The organism is Flavobacterium sp. N1736 (assembly GCF_025947065.1).
Classification (GTDB): Bacteria; Bacteroidota; Bacteroidia; order Flavobacteriales; family Flavobacteriaceae; genus Flavobacterium.
On record NZ_CP109994.1, the window covers coordinates 3,433,838 to 3,452,728 of the forward strand.

Annotated in this window: 20 protein-coding genes and 1 tRNA gene; 12 read left to right on the top strand and 9 right to left on the bottom strand. The window is 34.6% G+C overall.

All coding sequences use genetic code 11. From position 1 onward, the window contains the following. Window positions 1-130 precede the first annotated feature (130 nt). Both asnS and rpoN read left to right on the top strand, forming a co-directional pair. Complete coding sequence (asnS, locus tag OLM54_RS14665; protein ID WP_264535325.1) at window positions 131-1,576, top strand: asparagine--tRNA ligase; 1,446 nt, start codon at window positions 131-133, stop codon at window positions 1,574-1,576. Window positions 1,577-1,670: 94 nt separating this feature from the next. Then, complete coding sequence (gene rpoN, locus OLM54_RS14670; RefSeq protein WP_264535326.1) at window positions 1,671-3,131, top strand: RNA polymerase factor sigma-54; 1,461 nt, start codon at window positions 1,671-1,673, stop codon at window positions 3,129-3,131. A 61-nt stretch (window positions 3,132-3,192) separates the two neighbouring features. On the opposite strand, the gene OLM54_RS14675 is transcribed toward rpoN, so the two are convergent. Then, window positions 3,193-3,642, bottom strand: a complete 450-nt coding sequence (locus tag OLM54_RS14675; RefSeq protein ID WP_264535327.1) for a hypothetical protein — start codon at window positions 3,640-3,642, stop codon at window positions 3,193-3,195. Window positions 3,643-3,670: 28 nt separating this feature from the next. Continuing rightward, the gene (locus OLM54_RS14680) at window positions 3,671-4,261 is read right to left on the bottom strand and encodes a thymidine kinase (RefSeq protein ID WP_026983557.1); all 591 of its coding nucleotides are present in this window, start codon (window positions 4,259-4,261) and stop codon (window positions 3,671-3,673) included. A 238-nt stretch (window positions 4,262-4,499) separates the two neighbouring features. On the opposite strand from OLM54_RS14680, the gene OLM54_RS14685 reads away from it, so the two are divergent. From OLM54_RS14685 to OLM54_RS14715, 7 genes are all read left to right on the top strand, one after another. Continuing rightward, a complete protein-coding gene (locus OLM54_RS14685; protein WP_264535328.1) occupies window positions 4,500-5,531 on the top strand; it encodes a hypothetical protein in 1,032 nt (343 codons plus the stop codon). Between the two features lie 38 nt (window positions 5,532-5,569). After that, a complete protein-coding gene (rsmI, locus tag OLM54_RS14690) occupies window positions 5,570-6,304 on the top strand; it encodes a 16S rRNA (cytidine(1402)-2'-O)-methyltransferase (RefSeq protein ID WP_264535329.1) in 735 nt (244 codons plus the stop codon). A gap of 166 nt (window positions 6,305-6,470) precedes the next feature. Next, window positions 6,471-6,815, top strand: coding sequence for a HopJ type III effector protein (locus OLM54_RS14695; protein WP_264535330.1), 345 nt, complete (start codon window positions 6,471-6,473; stop codon window positions 6,813-6,815). A 254-nt stretch (window positions 6,816-7,069) separates the two neighbouring features. Beyond that, window positions 7,070-8,779, top strand: coding sequence for a single-stranded-DNA-specific exonuclease RecJ (gene recJ / locus OLM54_RS14700; RefSeq protein WP_264535331.1), 1,710 nt, complete (start codon window positions 7,070-7,072; stop codon window positions 8,777-8,779). Beyond that, window positions 8,769-10,049 carry an MFS transporter gene (locus OLM54_RS14705; RefSeq protein WP_264535332.1) on the top strand — a complete coding sequence of 427 codons (1,281 nt, stop codon included), beginning with the start codon at window positions 8,769-8,771 and terminating at the stop codon, window positions 10,047-10,049. The genes recJ and OLM54_RS14705 overlap by 11 nt, the downstream gene beginning before the upstream one ends. Before the next feature lie 100 nt (window positions 10,050-10,149). Beyond that, a complete protein-coding gene (locus OLM54_RS14710; protein ID WP_264535333.1) occupies window positions 10,150-10,506 on the top strand; it encodes a hypothetical protein in 357 nt (118 codons plus the stop codon). An 83-nt stretch (window positions 10,507-10,589) separates the two neighbouring features. After that, complete coding sequence (locus OLM54_RS14715; protein WP_264535334.1) at window positions 10,590-11,798, top strand: cytochrome c3 family protein; 1,209 nt, start codon at window positions 10,590-10,592, stop codon at window positions 11,796-11,798. Here OLM54_RS14715 and OLM54_RS14720 read toward each other — a convergent pair whose 3' ends face one another. The 4 genes from OLM54_RS14720 to OLM54_RS14735 all read right to left on the bottom strand — a co-directional run bounded on the left by OLM54_RS14720 (window position 11,799) and on the right by OLM54_RS14735 (window position 14,398). Further along, on the bottom strand, window positions 11,799-12,542 hold the full coding sequence (locus OLM54_RS14720; protein WP_264535335.1) for a UDP-2,3-diacylglucosamine diphosphatase: 744 nt from the start codon (window positions 12,540-12,542) through the stop codon (window positions 11,799-11,801). It lies immediately after the preceding gene. 188 nt (window positions 12,543-12,730) lie between these two features. Beyond that, window positions 12,731-13,183: a 6-pyruvoyl trahydropterin synthase family protein gene (locus OLM54_RS14725; RefSeq protein ID WP_264535336.1), complete on the bottom strand. Its 453-nt coding sequence runs from the start codon at window positions 13,181-13,183 to the stop codon at window positions 12,731-12,733. 31 nt (window positions 13,184-13,214) lie between these two features. Further along, window positions 13,215-13,391, bottom strand: a complete 177-nt coding sequence (locus OLM54_RS14730) for a hypothetical protein (RefSeq protein ID WP_264535337.1) — start codon at window positions 13,389-13,391, stop codon at window positions 13,215-13,217. A 242-nt stretch (window positions 13,392-13,633) separates the two neighbouring features. Next, window positions 13,634-14,398 carry an enoyl-CoA hydratase/isomerase family protein gene (locus OLM54_RS14735; protein WP_264535338.1) on the bottom strand — a complete coding sequence of 255 codons (765 nt, stop codon included), beginning with the start codon at window positions 14,396-14,398 and terminating at the stop codon, window positions 13,634-13,636. Between the two features lie 187 nt (window positions 14,399-14,585). Between OLM54_RS14735 and OLM54_RS14740 the strand changes: the two genes are divergently transcribed. The 3 genes from OLM54_RS14740 to OLM54_RS14750 all read left to right on the top strand — a co-directional run bounded on the left by OLM54_RS14740 (window position 14,586) and on the right by OLM54_RS14750 (window position 15,764). Further along, window positions 14,586-14,659 (top strand) — tRNA-Ala (locus OLM54_RS14740). Between the two features lie 261 nt (window positions 14,660-14,920). Further along, window positions 14,921-15,295 carry a hypothetical protein gene (locus OLM54_RS14745; RefSeq protein WP_264535339.1) on the top strand — a complete coding sequence of 125 codons (375 nt, stop codon included), beginning with the start codon at window positions 14,921-14,923 and terminating at the stop codon, window positions 15,293-15,295. A 115-nt stretch (window positions 15,296-15,410) separates the two neighbouring features. After that, the gene (locus OLM54_RS14750; RefSeq protein WP_264535340.1) at window positions 15,411-15,764 is read left to right on the top strand and encodes a hypothetical protein; all 354 of its coding nucleotides are present in this window, start codon (window positions 15,411-15,413) and stop codon (window positions 15,762-15,764) included. Between the two features lie 210 nt (window positions 15,765-15,974). On the opposite strand, the gene OLM54_RS14755 is transcribed toward OLM54_RS14750, so the two are convergent. From OLM54_RS14755 to OLM54_RS14765, 3 genes are read right to left on the bottom strand one after another with little or no spacing between them, the layout of a single operon-like run. Next, on the bottom strand, window positions 15,975-16,925 hold the full coding sequence (locus OLM54_RS14755) for a lipid A deacylase LpxR family protein (RefSeq protein WP_319802286.1): 951 nt from the start codon (window positions 16,923-16,925) through the stop codon (window positions 15,975-15,977). Further along, a complete protein-coding gene (gene mtgA, locus OLM54_RS14760) occupies window positions 16,912-17,685 on the bottom strand; it encodes a monofunctional biosynthetic peptidoglycan transglycosylase (RefSeq protein WP_264535341.1) in 774 nt (257 codons plus the stop codon). Before mtgA ends, OLM54_RS14755 begins: the two co-directional genes overlap by 14 nt. After that, complete coding sequence (locus OLM54_RS14765; protein ID WP_264535342.1) at window positions 17,685-18,797, bottom strand: NAD(P)/FAD-dependent oxidoreductase; 1,113 nt, start codon at window positions 18,795-18,797, stop codon at window positions 17,685-17,687. Before OLM54_RS14765 ends, mtgA begins: the two co-directional genes overlap by 1 nt. Between the last annotated feature and the right edge of the window lie 94 nt (window positions 18,798-18,891).

Below are 18,891 nucleotides of genomic sequence, written 5' to 3' on the forward strand. Positions count from 1 at the left end.
ATAGCGGATTGCTTCGCCAATTCGCACTTTCAGGCTCGGGTGCAGAAAAACAGCTTCTAATTTCAATTATTATCGTTTATATTTGCAGTTATTACACAACAAATAATTTAATTTCAATATTATATATAAAATGAAACACACAAAAGTTAAAGACTTATTAAACAGTACGACGACGCTTCAGGAGATTAATGCAAAAGGATGGGTGAGAACTTTTAGAAATAATCAGTTCATTGCTCTTAACGACGGTTCTACCATTAATAATATACAATGTGTTGTTGATTTTGAAAATACACCGGAAGAAACTTTAAAAAGAATTACTACGGGAGCTGCGGTTTCTGTATTTGGAACTTTGGTTGAAAGTAAAGGTGCTGGTCAGAAATATGAGATTCAGGTTAAGAAACTGGAGATTCTTGGAGATTCTGATGCAGAGAAATTCCCAATGCAGCCTAAAAAACATTCACTTGAATTTTTACGTGAAAATGCACATTTACGTGTTCGTACAAATGCTTTTGGAGCCATTATGCGTGTGCGTTCGGTATTATCGTTTGCGGTTCATAAATATTTTCAAGAGAAAGGTTTTGTTTACGTAAATACGCCAATTATTACAGGTTCTGATGCTGAAGGTGCGGGAGAAATGTTTAAAGTTACGGCTTTGCCATTTGACAATACACCAAGAACCGATGACGGAAAAGTAAATTATAAAGAAGATTTCTTTGGAAAAGAAACGAACTTAACGGTTTCGGGACAATTAGAAGGGGAGACTTTTGCAATGGCTTTGGGTCAGATTTATACTTTTGGACCAACTTTTAGAGCAGAGAATTCAAATACTTCCCGTCACCTTGCCGAGTTTTGGATGATCGAGCCGGAAGTTGCTTTCAACGATTTGGATGACAACATGGATTTGGCTGAAGATTTTATTCAATATGTAATTAAATATGCATTAGACAATTGTCAGGATGATTTGAAATTTTTGGAGGGTAGACTTTTAGAAGAAGAAAAATCAAAACCTCAGGCTGACAGAAGCGAAATGGCTTTGTTAGAGAAATTGAATTTCGTTTTGGAGAACAACTTCAAACGTGTTTCCTATACAGAAGCAATTGATATTTTAAGAGATTCAACTCCAAATAAAAAGAAAAAATTTAGCTACATCATTGAAGAATGGGGAGCTGATTTACAATCAGAACACGAACGTTATTTAGTAGAAAAACACTTTAAATGTCCGGTAATTTTATACGATTACCCGGCAAACATAAAAGCGTTTTACATGCGTTTGAACGATAACACAGAGCCTGGCAGAGAAACTGTTCGTGCCATGGATATTCTTTTCCCTGGAATTGGAGAAATCGTTGGCGGATCTGAAAGAGAAGAGCGTTACGATGTTTTGGTTGAAAAAATGAAAGCCTTAAACATCGATGAAGAAGAATTATACTGGTATTTAGACACCAGAAGATTTGGTTCTGCAACGCACGCAGGTTTTGGTTTAGGATTTGAGCGTTTGGTATTGTTTGTAACCGGAATGACAAACATTAGAGACGTAATTCCTTTCCCGAGAACTCCTGGAAATGCAGAATTCTAAAAAATAGTTATAAAATTTGTTTCAGGTTTCAAGTTTCAGTTGTTGAACGTTCAGCAACCTGAAACTTGAAACTTGAAACTTTTAACAAAGATAAATGCTAAAGCAATTTTTAAATTTAAAATTATCCCAAAAATTATCTCCACAGCAAATTCAGCTGATGAAGTTAATTCAATTGCCTACGCAAGCTTTTGAGCAACGTTTATTAGAAGAAATGAACGAAAATCCGGCGTTAGAAGCCGGTAAAGAAGACGAATACGAAGCTGATGAATTTGCTAATGAAGATTACGACGATTATGATGATGCAGAATCTGACAGAATTGAAGCAGATGACATTAATATCGACGAATATTTAAGCGACGATGATACTCCGGATTATAAAACTCAGGTGAATAATTATAGTGAAGACGAAGAACGCGAAACACCTTTTGCTTCGCCAATTAGTTTTCATCAGGATTTAATCAATCAGTTAAATACTTTTATTTTGAATGATGAAGAACGCGAAATCGCGGAATTCCTTGTTGGAAGTATTGATGATATGGGTTACATCCGCAGAAGCGTTGCCGATATGGTCGACGATATGGCTTTTACTCAGGGTATTTATACGGATGAGAAAATGGTCGAAAAAATGCTGCATGTTATTCACGAACTTGAACCTTCGGGAGTTGGAGCGCGTGATTTGCAGGAATGTTTATTATTACAATTAAAACACAAAACGCCAACGGAATATGTTGATTTGGCAATTGATATTATCGAAAATCAGTTCGATGCTTTTACCAAAAAACATTATGATAAGCTGCTTCAAAAATACGCCGTTTCGAACGAACAGCTAAAAAAAGCAATTCACGAAATCGAAAGACTAAACCCAAAACCGGGAGGATCTTATACCGGAAATAATAAAGTTACTGAAAATGTAGTTCCTGATTTTGCCATCAGAATTGTTGACGGTGAACTTGAACTGACTTTAAACGGAAGAAATGCTCCTTCTCTGCACGTTTCTAAGGATTATCAGGAAATGATGCAGACGTATAAAGATTCCCGTGATAAATCATCGGCTCAAAAAGACGCAGTTCAGTTTATCAAACAAAAACTTGATTCTGCAAAATGGTTTATTGACGCGATTAGACAGCGTCAGGAAACACTTTTTGTAACCATGAATGCGATTATGCATTATCAGGAAGAATACTTTCTTGATGGCGATGAAACGAAACTAAAACCAATGATCTTAAAAGACATTGCCGATATGGTTGGTTTGGATATTTCGACTATTTCGCGTGTTGCTAACAGTAAATATGTTGAAACACCATACGGAACGAAACTAATCAAGGAATTTTTCTCTGAAGCAATGAAAAACGATCAGGGAGAAGATGTTTCAACTTTAGAAATCAAAAAGATTCTTAAAAATACAATTGAAGAAGAAGATAAAAAGAAACCTTTACCAGACGATCAGTTAGCAGATATCTTAAAAGAAAAAGGTTATCCCATTGCACGCAGAACCATTGCAAAATACCGCGAACAGCTTGATATACCAGTGGCAAGAATGAGAAAGAAAATCTAAAAGCAAACCCGACAGGTTTTAAAAACTGTCGGGTTTATTTTATTATAAGCGAACCTTTTAATTATTTATACTGATCCGGCAATATCTTTACTTTAAATAAAAAAACTTTCTTTTTGTCGTAGTAATTATAAATCAATGAAAAATCATTGTCCCTAAAAACCTGAAGTCCCTGATTTGCTTTGGCTGTACTTAATAAACTTTTTTCAATTTCATTGTGTATTACATTAATCTCCGCAGTTTCTTTTTCTACATTAATCAAGGTCAAATTATACTGAACAACATCTTCGTCCGGCAAATTAGGCAAAGTGACACTATCTAAACGAATGCCTTCCTGAATTGTCAACGGACAATTTTTATTATATTTTGTCACTAATTCGGTGATTTCAGTTTTTATTTCATGTTTACTTTTTGAAAGATAAACCTGAAAATAAACAGCTAAAGTCACCGCAATTCCAATTCCAATGAATAGTAATATATTCTGTTTTCTTTTACTTTGGTTTTTCTGCATCATTTATTATGGCATAAATAAAATTTAAAATCTACTTTTCCTGGCTTTTTTTCATTGCATTATAATAGGCAGCACGACTTAGCGGCTCATATTCTTCGGTTTCACCAAGCATAACTAATTTATCATTATCCGTTTTACGGAAACTATAATTGGCAAGATTTCCCGTTCTGGTGCAAACAGCGTGAACTTTCGTTACATATTCGGCAGTAGCCATAAGCGCCGGCATTGGTCCGAAAGGATTTCCTTTAAAGTCCATATCAAGTCCGGCAACTATCACACGAATTCCCTGATTTGCGAGATCATTACAAACGGTAACAATTTCATCATCAAAGAACTGCGCTTCATCAATGCCGATAACATCGCAGCCCTGAGCTAAAATAGCAATATTGGCTGCAGCAGGAACCGGAGTTGAACGAATTTCGTTGGAATCATGCGATACTACCATTTCGTCATGATAGCGGGTATCAATAGCGGGTTTGAAAATTTCGACTTTTTGTTTGGCAAATTGAGCACGTTTTAATCTGCGGATTAACTCCTCGGTTTTACCCGAAAACATTGATCCACAAATAACTTCAATCCAACCAAATTGTTCTTTGTGATTTACTGTATTTTCGAGAAACATTTTGTATTTTTCTACCTTTAAAGATGAATAGTTTTTATTACTTTGTACTGGTAATAAATTGACGCAAAATTTTGATGCTTTACGTTTTTTCAAAAATAGAAAATTTTTATCAAATCGAAGATTCGCAAATGCTTATTAACAGAAATAAAAATAGTTCTGCGTATTTTCCTTCACAAATAAAGACATTCAAAATACAGAATATATTAAAAATATCCTATTCACTATAATTTCAACAGTTATGAAAAAAAAATTGGAAGCCGATTTAATCAGCATTGCACATCGAATTTTAAAGCTTAAAAATAAATCCGATATCAATCAATTATATCTTGAAACACAGAAATTATATGAGAAGTTAGCTGTTTTAAAATTCGTAGACGAAAATTTCGACGATGTAAAACCAACTATTGGATATAGCGAAATAGAATCTAAACTAGAAACTATTTTTGATAAAGAAGAAAATCTTCCTGCAGAAATTAAAGCTGACGAAATTCTTCTGCCTGTCATTGAGGAAACTGTAATTGAAGCAGAAGTTACGCCTGAACCTCAAATTGTAGAAGAAACTCCGCAAGAAATAGTTGCTGAAATTCCCGAAGAAACAATTCAGGAAACTGTGGTGGAAGATATTCCTGAACCAATTGCAGAAAAAATTGAGGAACCTATAGTTGAAAAAATTGAGGAGCCTATTGCTGAGGAGAAAAAAGAAACGGCTACAGAGCTTTATTTCAGAACCATTAGCGAATCAAAACCAATTCCTGATTTTAAACCTGCTTTTGAATTAGATAAGGAAGAAATAAAAGAGGAAATAAAAGAAGACAAAAAAGCTGAAACTTCGACAAAATCAAATCCGGTTCACATTTCATTTGAGGATATTTTGGGTGTGAATTATGCTGATGCTCAATTTGTAAAAGTAGATAGTTTTGACAATGTCCCTTCTACTCCAACGCCGTCAATAAACGAATTTAAAGAAACAAAAACGGTTGGCGAAACAGCAACTATAGAATCTTCAAAACCAAAAGCCGTTCCGTTAAACGAGAAACTGGCAAAAGGTTTTCATATCGATTTAAATGACAGAATCGCTTTTACCAAAAATCTTTTCGGAAATAGCACAGAAGATTACAGCCGTGTTTTAAACCAATTACTAACTTTTGATTCTTATAGTGAAGCATTGGATTTTATCGAAAATATGGTAAAACCGGATTATAATAATTGGGAAGGCAAGGACGATTACGCAGAACGTTTTCTGGGAATTGTAGAGAAAAAATTCGCTTAACTTTTCACATCTCTCATTTTACATTCACATAAAAAAATATGTCTAAATTATATATCGTTCCAACGCCAATTGGCAATCTTGAAGATATGACTTTTCGTGCCATTCGGATTCTGAAAGAAGTCGATTTAATCCTTGCCGAAGATACCAGAACGAGTGGTAAATTGTTGAAGCATTTTGAAATTGGTACGCACATGCACAGCCACCATATGCACAACGAGCATAAAACAACCGAAAATTTAATTGCACGTTTGAAAGCCGGCGAAACTATCGCCTTAATTTCAGATGCAGGAACTCCGGCAATTTCTGATCCCGGATTTTTATTAACGCGCGCTTGTGTCGAAAATAAAATCGAAGTTGAATGTTTACCCGGCGCAACTGCTTTTGTTCCCGCTTTGGTCAACAGCGGATTACCAAATGATAAGTTTATTTTTGAAGGTTTTCTGCCTGATAAAAAAGGACGCCAGACTCGGTTTTTGGCTTTAGCCGAAGAAACCCGAACGATGATTTTATACGTTTCGCCACATAAACTCGTTAAAACTTTAGTCGAATTTATACAGTATTTTGGAGAAGACAGACAAGTTTGTGTTTCGCGTGAATTATCAAAATTACACGAAGAAAATGTTCGCGGAACCGCAAGAGAAGTATTAACACATTTTGAAAAAACTGCACCACGCGGCGAAATCGTCGTTGTAGTTGCCGGAAAAACAATAACAAAAGAACCTAAGAAAAGTAAGTTTTCGAAGGATGAACCAGAAGAAGAAGAAGAAGATTAAAATATTTATGCCACAGATTAAAAAGATTCTCGCAGATTATTAAAAAAGTCCGCCACGAATGGCACAAATTATCACAAATTTAATTAGTGGAAATTCGTGAAATTCGTGGCGAAAAAAAATCATTTTAATCATGTAATCTGTGGCAAAAAAACTAATATCCAACAATATGAGCATTCAAGCCTTTTTAGAAAAAGTAAAACAAATTCCAAACGAAATAACATTTCCTGAAACTATTGCAGTAATTGAAGAAAATTACAACTTCACGCCAACTGCTTTTCAAAACGGAACACAATATAATACAGCCGGAGAAAACTCGGGTTCTTGTAAATTATTTTCTTTCGCAAAACTGCAAAACTTAACTAAAGAAGAAACTTTGGCGTGTTTTGGAGCTTTTTATTTCGAAGAAGTTTTAAAAGATCCAAACGGAACAAATCACCAAAACATTAGAAATTTCATCAACTTAGGCTGGGACGGAATTCAGTTTGAAGGAAATGCTTTAGAAGCAAAATAATTTCAGATTTTAGTCCCGAGGCTTCAGGATTGATTTTAGATTTCCTGAATTCTGCCTGATCCTAAATCTGAATCCTAGAAACCTTGTCAAGGTTTTAAACTTTGACAAAGGTAATGCCGAATACTTTTGAAGATTAAAACAGATAAAAAATCTTTTAAAATCCTTTAATCTGTGGCAATAAAAAATATACATCAGATTAAACGATTTCAGATTTTTTCAGTCTAAAATCTAAGATCAAAAATCTACAATAAAAAATGCGTTGGACATTAAAAACAAAACCTTCTGAAGATAAAATCAAACATTTGGCACAAGCCTTAAATGTAGAAGATTTTGTAGCCACACTTTTGATTCAGCGTGGCATTGAAACTTTTGACGATGCTAAAAATTTCTTTCGTCCTTCATTAGAACATCTTCACGATCCGTTCTTGATGAAAGATATGGATAAAGCGGTTTCGCGAATTGAATTGGCGATTGAAAATCAAGAAAACATTTTGGTTTTTGGCGATTATGATGTCGACGGAACAACGGCTGTTTCTTTGGTTTCTGCGTATTTAAAATCTCATTATCCAAATATTGCCACTTATATTCCCGATCGTTATGACGAAGGTTACGGAATATCCTACAAAGGAATTGACTTTGCCGATGATAACGGTTTTTCGCTAATTATTGCGCTCGATTGCGGTATTAAATCTATTGATCATATCGCCTACGCTAAAGAAAAAAACATCGATTTTATTATTTGCGATCACCACAGACCCGGAGAATTTCTTCCGGATGCAGTTGCGATTTTAGACCCGAAAAGAGAAGATTGCAATTATCCTTATGACGAATTATGCGGCTGCGGAGTTGGTTTTAAATTAATTCAGGGATTGGGGAAAAATCGAAATGAAACTATTGAAGATTTTATTCCGTATCTGGATTTGGTCGCTACGGCAATCGCTGCAGATATTGTTCCGATTACGGGTGAAAATCGGGTTTTGGCTTATTTTGGATTACAGGTTATTAACTCAGATCCAAGACCTGGAATTAAAGCTTTGGTACATCAGATAAAAAAGAAAACTTTAGATATTACAGATGTCGTTTTTATCATTTCGCCAAGAATAAATGCAGCGGGAAGAATTAAACATGGCAATCATGCGGTTGAATTACTGACGGAATTTAACTTTGAACAAGCGCAGCAATTTGCGTCAGAAATTGAACAATACAATTCAGATCGAAAAGATTTAGACAAGAGAATTACGAAAGAAGCTTTTCAGCAAATAATAGAAAATCAGGAAGAAGATCGTTTTTCTACTGTTGTTTTTCAGGAAGACTGGCACAAAGGTGTTATTGGAATTGTGGCTTCGAGATTAATTGAAACCTATTATCGACCGACTTTGGTTTTTACTAAAAGCGGTGATAAATATGCGGCTTCGGCAAGATCTGTAAAAGGTTTTGATGTTTACAATGCTTTGGATGCATGCGCTGAGCATTTGGAACAATTTGGAGGTCATATGTATGCAGCAGGAATGACTTTAAAAGCAGAGAATTATAAAACTTTTAAAGAGGCTTTCGAAAAACAGGTTTCAGCGACTATTTTACCGGAAATGCGAACTCCGGAAATCGAAATTGATGCTGAGATCAACTTTACGGATATTACACCAAAACTCATCAGGATTTTAAAACAATTCGAGCCTTTTGGTCCACAAAATATGACGCCTGTTTTTATGACTTCCGATGTAAAAGATACTGGTTATGCTAAAACTTTGGGCGCAGACGAAGAACATTTGAGGCTTTTTGTCAAGCAATCCCGAAGCCTCGGGACAGATGGAATTGCGGCAATTGGTTTTGGATTAGGTAAAAAAATAGACATTACAAAAAATCAAAATGCTTTTCAGCTGGCTTATTCTCTGGCTGAAAACGAATGGAACGGAAACGTTTCGACTCAACTAATGCTTAAAGATATTAGAACAAATGAAAAATAAAGAAAAGAAAAACGACCCATATCAGGCACTTCGTTATAGAGAATTTAATGTTTTTTTACTATTGCGTTTTGCCATGGTTTTTGCCTGGTCGATGCAGTTTATTGTTATCGAATGGGAAGTTTACAGCTTAACAAAAAATCCGCTTTCTCTTGGAATTATTGGTTTGATGGAAGTAATTCCGGCTGTATCAATGGCTTTGTTTGCGGGACATATTGTTGACCAAAGAGAGAAAAAAGGATTGTTGGTAAAATGTATTTTAGGTTTTTCTGTCATTAGTTTTGGACTGTTTTTATTGACATGGCCAAAAGTAGTAGGCGATTTATCAGCAAATGTAATTTTATATTCGATTTACTTTTTGGTATTTTTAGGCGGATTGGTTCGTGCTTTTTTAGGTCCGACTATTTTCTCTCTTTTATCTTTAATTGTTCCTAAAAAAGTATATCCAAATGCGGCAACCTGGAGTAGTTCGGTTTGGCAAATTGGAGCCGTAATGGGTCCGGCGGTGGCTGGATTCTCAATTAACTGGATTGGTGTTCACTGGTCAATGTGTCTTGTTGTCGGGTTTTCTGTTTTCTCTTTAATTGCATTATCGCAAATCGAAAAAAAACCAATTCTAAATCCAAAAATTGGCGAGCCGGTTATGGAAAGTTTAAAAGAAGGAATCAAGTTTGTATTCAACAATAAAACCATTTTAGGCGTTCTTTCGCTTGATATGGTTGCGGTTCTTTTTGGTGGCGCCGTTGCTTTATTACCGGTTTTTGCTCAGGATATTTTAAAAGTTGGTCCCGAAGGTTTTGGTGTTTTAAGAGCCGCTCCGGCAATTGGTGCTTTTATTACGATGCTGATTTCTGCTTATGTTCCATTGTATAAAAAAGCGGGAATGAAACTTTTAATTGCCATTTTCATTTTTGGATTGTGTATTATTTTATTCGGAGTTTCAACTATTTTCTGGTTATCGGTTGTGGCTTTATTTTTAAGCGGTGTTGCGGACGGAATTTCAGTTGTAATTCGCCAAACGATTTTACAGCTTAAAACTCCTGATCATATGCGCGGACGTGTTGCAGCGGTAAATTCTATGTTTGTTGGATCTTCTAATGAATTAGGTGCTTTTGAAAGTGGTTTAACGGCAAAATTAATGGGAACTGTAACTTCAGTAGTTTTTGGCGGAAGCATGACTTTATTAACCGTTTTAGGTTTCGGAATAAAATCGCCTACTTTTAGAAATCTGGATCTTCAAAAAGATATGGAAGATCATCAAAATATGGAATAATTTTTATCATTTGTATGATTCAAAAAATATCTTTTTTATGATTTTTTATTTAGAACTAATATAAATAATATTTATATTTGTTGAAACAAAAGGATTTGTAATGAGAGAAATTGAACAATTATACCACAACAATTTTGGAATTGCTTTTTACTGGAAAAAGGAAAATGAAACGATAACTGACAAAGTTCAATTGGTATTTAAAGAAACCGGTTTTTATTTTACGGTTCAGGAACTGAATCATTTTTGCGATTTAATCGAAGATAGTTTAATCGAAAATGCTTGTTGTGATGCTTGCGAATTAAAATATTCCTGCCATAAATTTTTATTAAAAACGCCTTGTTCTGCTATAGATCTTGCTGTTTCGATGACAGAATTAAAATCCATAAAAGATTTAGTTGAAGGTTCTTTGTTTAGAATTGACCTTGACGAATATGTTTATGGCGCGGGAATGAATTAAGAATTAATCTAAATAATTTAACATCATTTTTTCATTATCTAAATATATTTTGAATTTATTCAGAAAAAAGTATATTTACAATAATGAAAAAATTTAGAGTACTTTTTGCCTTTTTAGTTATAGCAGTTGTTTTATCAAGCTGCAAAAATGAATCTGACAATTATATTGATCCGCGCGGAACTGATTATGCCGGATCTGAAAGTTGTATTGAATGTCACAAAGTACAATATGAAACGGCTTTTCACAGTTCGCATTTTAAGGCAACTGCTCCCGCTACTTTAGAAAATGTTTTGGGTAATTTTAAACAAAACAATACTTTTATCTATGACAAAAACACCAAATTAGTCATGGAGCAACGTGACGATAGTTTGTATCAGGTTTTATATAAAAACGGAAAGGAAGTCGAAGCGCATCCTTATGATATTGTTTTTGGAACCAAACATGCGCAAACGAGCGTTTACTGGAAAAATCATTATACTTACGAACTTCCTGTTTCTTACTACAAATCATTAAACAGCTGGGCAACCAGTCCGGGATTTCCCGCAAACGAACCTAACTTTACCAGAGAAATAGCTAAGGAATGTTACGCTTGCCACAGTTCGAATATTGCGAGTCAATTTGTAAATACAAGCTCAGATAAAATTACATCAATGACTATGGATGCGGAGACTTTTACAGATAAAAGAACTTTGGTTTATGGTATTGATTGCGAACGCTGCCACGGACCGGCGAAAGAACATGTAAAGACACATTTGAAATTTCCTGATTTAAAAATAGCCCAAAATATTGTCTCTTTTAAAAAGTTTACAAGACAGCAAAAAATAGATGCTTGTGCATTATGCCATTCCGGAAATGATAAAATGAAGTTGAAATCTCGTTTTCAATTTAAACCGGGAGACAATCTTAATGATTATTTTAGGGCAACTCCTTCATCGAGCGACAGCACTCATTATGATGTACACGGAAATCAATTAGGATTATTGTCTCAGAGTAAATGTTTTAAGAAAAGTGAAACGATGGATTGCATGACTTGTCATAATCCGCATGAAAATGCTTCTGAGAAACTTGTTTCTTATTCTAAAATTTGCATGAGCTGCCATCAGGAAACGAAGCATAGCGAAATGACTTTAAAAACTACAGCGGGAAAAGCGCTGGCAAACAATTGTGTCGAATGTCATATGCCGAAACAAATGTCGAATGCGATTGCTTTTCAGGTATCAAACACAAAAAAGAAGTCGAATTATATTCTTAGAACGCATAAAATTGCTGTATATCCAAATAATAAAAAGTAATTATTGTTCAAATTTTTGAAGTTCGAAGGTTTCGCCATCAAAAACACCATAGGTAAAATAACCAATCCAGTCGCCCAGATTTACATATTTTGATTCTTCGCCAACGGAAATTATCATTGGCAAATGACGATGTCCGAAAATGAAATAGTTGTAGTGTTTAGTTTCAAGTTTGCGTTTGGCGTATAAAACCAGCCATTCGTTTTCTTCGCCTAAAAATTTTACATCTTCATCACCAGAAATCAGTTTGTTTTTTACTGATAAATATTGCGCTAAACTTACGCCAACATCTGGATGTAACCAACGAAAAAGCCATTTTGAAAACGGGTTTGTAAATACCTTTTTCATCCTTTTATAGCCTTTATCTCCAGGACCTTTTCCGTCACCATGACCAATTAAAAAGGTTTTTCCGTTAAAAGTAAATTCTTTATTATCATGATAAACCGGAATATTCAATTCGGTTTGAAAATAATCATTCATCCATAAATCATGATTTCCAACGAAAAAATAAATCGGGATTCCGCTATCGCGAATTTCTGCCAGTTTACCTAAAACACGAACAAAACCTTTTGGAACGACGGTTTTATACTCGAACCAAAAATCGAATAAATCACCTAATAAAAAAATAGCTTCTGCATCTTGTTTAATAACATCCAGCCAGGCAACAAATTTTTGTTCGCGCGGCAAACTCGATTCCGGAGTGGGAGCACCAAAATGCTGATCAGAAGCAAAATATACTTTTTTCATGTATTGTGAGATGTGGGTTGTGAAAATGTGAGTTGTGAGTTGTGAGTTGTGAAATGTGGTTTGTGAAATGTGAGTTGTCAATTAAGGAATATAAACAGAATTCCAGAAACTTTTACTTTTCACTTTTTACATATAACTTTTACTTTTCACTTTTTACATATGACTTTTTACATATAACTTTTTTCTATTTACAAATTATCAGATGCATACCATTCTGCAAATGAAGATTCTGTTTCCTGAAGTTTAAGTGAATGAAGTGAGATTCTTTCAGGCAAGCGTCCAATAATTCTTTTCGAAAAATCGACTACCATATTTTCGCTTGTTGGCTGATAATCGACTAAGATTACGTGATGTCCACGATTTTTTAATTCATTTGCCAATTCGATATGCGGTGTTGTTTCGTTAAAAACGGTTGCATGATCAAACTGATCGACGATTTCTTCTTTTACAATTTTCTTTAGATCCGAAAAATCGATTACCATTCCGAATTTCACATTCGATCGATCTGTAATTGGCGAACCAATAACCGTTACCGATAATTTATAACTGTGCCCGTGAACGTTTTTGCATTTTCCGTCGTAACCGTACAAAGCATGTCCGGTTTCGAAATTAAATTGCTTTGTAATTCTGATATTACTCATCGATTTGAATTTTAGGTTGCAAATTTACAAATTAATAACCGTTTTCATCTCTTTTTTTGGCTCTGTTATACATCCAATACGCAATTCCTATTAAAATAATGAAAGGAATAAACGATCCGATCAAAACTCCAATCTGATAACTGCCATCAGGAGCGGTTTTAATTTTCTCTGCAACATCTACTTTTTGGAATAAGGAAATAATAGTCATCGTTAATTTGTATTTAATTTAAGATCTGCTTTTTTTGTTGTTTTTCTTGCCACAGATTTCATAGATTACATCGATTAATCTGTCATTTCGACCAAAGAGAGAAATCACACAAGAAACTCCGTGCCAAGAATCGCCAATCTTTGTCGATTTACAAGTGCGATTTCTCTCTTTGGTCGAAATGACAAAACTAAGTTATCGCGCTGAAAACTGAGGCTGAAAACTCAAAACTAAGACTAAAAACTTTACTTCTTAAATTGCATCAACGCTTTTCTTGAAAAATCAGACAAAACCAATTTTCCTGTAATTGCTGCACGTTCTAAAAGTAATGATTCCCAATATTCGGTTCCTTCCCAAATAATTTTCTTCATTTCTTGCAAAGCTTCGGAATTGTAGGAACTCAACTTTTGAGCGAAACTTGCAACTGCATTATCAAGATTTTCTGCATGGTGAATTTCAGAGAATAATTTATTTTGCAAAGCCCATTCTGCCGATTTCCATTCGTGCGCTGCCAAAGTCATTTCAGCCATTGCGGCTTTTCCTATTTTACGAGAAACAGCGGGTTCAATCACAAAAGGACCAATTCCGATTGCTAATTCTGAAAGTTTTATGGCACATTCGGGTGTTGCCAAAGCATAATCGCAAGCCGCTATAATTCCGACTCCGCCGCCAACAGCTTTTCCCTGAACGCGGCCAATAATAAGTTTAGAGCAATTTCGCATTGCGTTTAACAAATGCGCAAAACCTGAGAAAAACTCTGTTCCCTGTTCTTCATTTTCTACTTCCAAAAGTTCATCAAACGAAGCGCCGGAACAAAAAACTTTCGAACCTTCGCTTTGCAAAACAATAACCGAAACAGTTTCATTAAGGCTTAAAGAATTAATCTCGGCAGTTAATCGATCCAACAATTGACGTGGAAAAGAATTACTCGCCGGATGACCAAATTGCAACGTTGCAACAGTATTTTGAAAGGTAGTTTGTAAAGAACCGTTTTGATTTTCTGAACTCATAAAAATAGTTTTGATCGTAAAGTTACGGTTTTCCAACTATTTTCGTCTGAACGCGATTTGAAATTTGTTTTTTGAAAATTAATTGACTTTATTTGCTATCGCTTTGGGGGATTAGCTCATTTGGCTAGAGCGTCCCGATCTGATCGGGAGGGTGATAGTTCGAGTCCTCAAAGAATAAAAACAAAACGGGGGATTAGCTCATTTGGCTAGAGCGCTTGCCTGGCAGGCAAGAGGTGATCGGTTCGAATCCGATATTCTCCACAAATATTTTAAAAACAAATACCCAAACATAACTTTATGTTTGGGTATTTTCATTTCTGCAAACTATGTTTTACACTTATTCTTATTCTCAAGTATACTAAATCCAGTATTATATTGGTCGAAACAAAAGTCTAGAGCATCTCAATCCATCGGGAAGGTGATCGGTATAAAAAGTTAAACTTTTGGTTAACAAAGGTTCAAATATATTTTTTCATATTTATTTTCTTACATTTGTTCGTTTTTAATCAAATAATTAAGAAAATGAAAAAATTAATTTTAATATTAAGCTTATATATTATTGCTTCCTGTTCTTCAAACGAAGAAGATTTTGATGTTTTTAATCCTCCAAATTGGATTCAGGGAACTTGGAAAAATGATGCCGGAGAAACATTAACTTTTACTGAACACGACATTAAGTATAATAAAAAAAGTGAAAAGCAGATTTCTTTTAGCCTGGAAACAACAAAATTTTCAAGCAATCCATATCCACAACAAATATCTTCTACTTCTACTTTGTATGTGGTCGATTTTAGTCAAAGTATGCAAGGTTCAACAATTCGATTTAACTTTGTAAAATCCTCAGAGAAAAAAATGGAATCAAAAGGCTATTTACCGGGATTCTATACAAAACAATAAACCCGATAGCGCGGATTTTGATTCATAAAATAACCATTTACTAAACTGTATTACTTTATTGTGATACGGTTTTTTATTTTATTGTATTTTTATAATTCAAATAAAACTATAAAATATGACTGTATTATTACGCTGGTTATTAATTCCGATATTAGCTCTCATTGCATTATTGTTTTGGAAAGGCAGTCCGCTTGTTATAAAATCAACATTACTAATCGTTCCTTTGGCTGCAATTGTTGGCTGGTTTGCTCATGAAGGAGCATTTAGCGGAAGCGGCGGATTGGCCAAAATATATGGTTTGCTGGCATTAATTGGTTTTTTGTTTTTATACGAAATCGGAATGTTATTTCACCGTTATCAATTAGCCAAAAAAAACATTAGTACAACAGAAGATACTATATTCCTTCTTATTGGATTGGTTCTTTTAATTGTATTTGTTGTAAATTTTTTAATCGCAATTTCAAAATAGAAATAATTTTTAAAATTGTTTCTACATATAAGGAGTGGCTTTTTTAATTTACGTTGTGATCACTTTGCGGGCGCGGATTACAAATCCGCACTATCGAAGCAACTCCACTATTATCTAATCATCGATTTAGCAAGCGAGATTGCTTCGTTCCGAGCAATGACCGAGCATGTCGAAGCAGAAATCTTAGCAACTTAGAACCTTAAAAAAAACCTACTTCAACAAATACCCCAAGCGAATACTGCCATAAAAAGATCCTATCATTTCAAAGCTTTTTAATTCTTTGCCATGATAAATAAACGAATACGACATATTGAAGTTATTATGTCGGTATTTTAAACCAAATTCAGCATTGAAGCGCCACGGAATCAAATCGAAAGTTACAGGACTTGTATTACTAAACATGCTTCCTTGAATTGTAGCATCATAAAATTGGTAATTGACGCTTGGAATGGCGTAAAAGTAAAACTCACGAATATTGTATTGCGCCTGAGAACTTACAGAAGCATCATGTAAATTAGAATCGTAAATTGGAAGTAATTTCTTGAACCCAATTCGGGTTAAAAACCCTGCGGAAACTCCGGTAAAAATAGTTCCCAGATTTGCTTCTGACTGAAAATTAAAATCTATAAAATCATTGGGATGACTTTTAAATAATTTCTTCGAATACAAAGCATGCGCCTGAATACCCAATGCATTATGAACCTGATGTTCCCAGCCAAAAACCTCTTTATAACCAATAGTATGATGAAATGCTTCCTGCGTTTCTCGTCCAAAAGCATTTGGTCCCATATAACCCAACTGAAAATCTGTTTTTAAAACCGATTCACTGTTATAAAAAAAGCTTCGTCCCGCTTCTGCAAAAAGATAACCCGCAAAAGGACGATTATTATGATCACGGGCTTCGTAATTGATATATCTTGGATTGTAGATATATTGTCCAACTCGAAACTCAGTGATTTTTTTATTGATTTTTTCGTTTTCGTTCTTTGATAAAAATCGGTAAAAAAGCTCTAAACCATTCGTATAAAACATGTCATTTTTAGACGATGTATATAAATCATTATCTGTAATAAACCCTATTTCTTTCGTTCTTCCTTGTCCAAAAGTCAATATTGACGATAAAATCAGGAATGCAAAAATGCTCTTTTTACTTCCCATCATAATTTATTTTTCCAACGGCGCGCATTTCACGAACAATTCTTTCCTTACGTCTGTTTATATAACTTGAAGATCCTGTTGCTTTAAATTTTCTTGGGTTTGGCAAAATAGCTGCAATTCCCGCAGCCTGCATTGGTGTTAAACTCGAAGCGTCGCGACGATACCAATGTTCTGTTGCGGCATAAGCACCATAAACTCCGTCACCCATTTCGATACTATTCAGATAAACTTCCATGATACGCTCTTTACCCCAGATAATTTCTATCAAAACGGTAAAATAAGCTTCTAAACCTTTACGGAAATAACTTTTTCCCTGCCATAAAAATACATTTTTGGCGGTTTGCTGCGAGATCGTACTTCCACCGCGAATTCGGCGTCCGCGTTCGTTGCTTTTGTATGCTTTTTGAAGTGCTTTGAAATCAAAACCATTGTGTGATAAAAAAGTTCCGTCTTCACTGGCGATAACGGCTTTTTGCAAATTCATCGAAATTTTATCAATCGGTTCCCAATCGTGATCAAAGTAAACTTCTTTTCCATCCAGTTTATTTTCTATCGCTCTAATTAACATTAAAGGCGTAAAAGGCACGGGAATAAATTTAAAAAAGATAACAGATCCAATCGAGAGTCCGAAGAACCATAAAAATAATTTAATAAAAAACCATTTTACTTTTTCGCCAAAAGAACGATTTGTCTTTTTCTTCGAAGCCGGTTTTGATTTGCTTGCGGTTGTTGTTTTTTTTGGTGCTGGTTTTTTGACTGCCATTATATTAAATCTGCTAATTCTGTTCCTATTAAACTTCCTATTGCAACGCCCATTCCGCCTAAACGTACTCCACAAAACACGTTTTCAGACAGTTGCGAAACAACCGGTTTTTTACTGTTTCCAATTCCCATAATACCGCTCCAACGATGCGCTATCTGAAATTCCTGATTTGGTAAAATTACATTTTTAAGTAAATCTTCCAACTTATTTTGTACAATTTTGGTTTGACCGAATTCAGTTGTATTTTCTGCTTCAAAGTCGAGATTTCTTCCACCTCCAAGTAAAATTCTGTCGTTAATATTTCTGAAATAATAATAACCGCGATCTAAATGAAAAGTTCCTTTTATATCCAGATTTTTAATGGGTTCTGTAATTAAAATCTGCGCTCTTGCCGGCTGTACTTCGCCTTTTGTTAAAGCATTTGAAAAACCATTTGTTGCAAAAAGTATTTTTTTAGACTTAAAGCTAAAATCGCCCAACGCAATTTCAACATGATTTCCTAAATCTGAATATCCTGTTACGGTTTGCTGGTTTAAAATTAAAACATCTGCAGCAACGGCTTGTTTCAGCAATTCCTGCATCATATTTCCGGTATCGATTTGTGCTTCAAAAGGATTAAAAATCAAATATTCGTGAATGTTTTCAAAACCAAAACGGTCTACTTCTTTGGCAAAAACATCACTTTTAAAAATTGGTTTTAAAATCTCATTGATAAATGGCAAACGCATTATCGTTTCGTTAAAACCTCTTTCATCATCTTTCAAAAATAATTCATATCCGCCGTGAGGTTTAAAATCAATTGCTGCATCTCCAAGTCTTTTTCGGAGTAATTGCAAACCTTGCCAACGCTTTTCGATGAGCTGCACAACATCTTCTTCTGAATGAGTATTTAAATCTTCTAAAATTTCTGAGAGACTTCCAAAACAGGCAAAACCTGCATTTTTGGTACTTGCTCCTTGCGGCAACGCTCCTTTTTCTAAAACGAGAATTTTTGCAGTCGGAAATCTTTCGCGCAAGCGTAATGCGGCATGTAAACCAACAATTCCACTGCCAACAATTGTGTAATCAATGTTGGTAAACCAGTTTTTCAGTTCCCAGTAACTTAAATCCATTTGGCAATTTTTTATAAAAATAATGATTTTTTTTCACCATATAAGGTATGTAAGTTCATTTAAAAATATTTTTTTAGTGACAGGTTAAAATGAT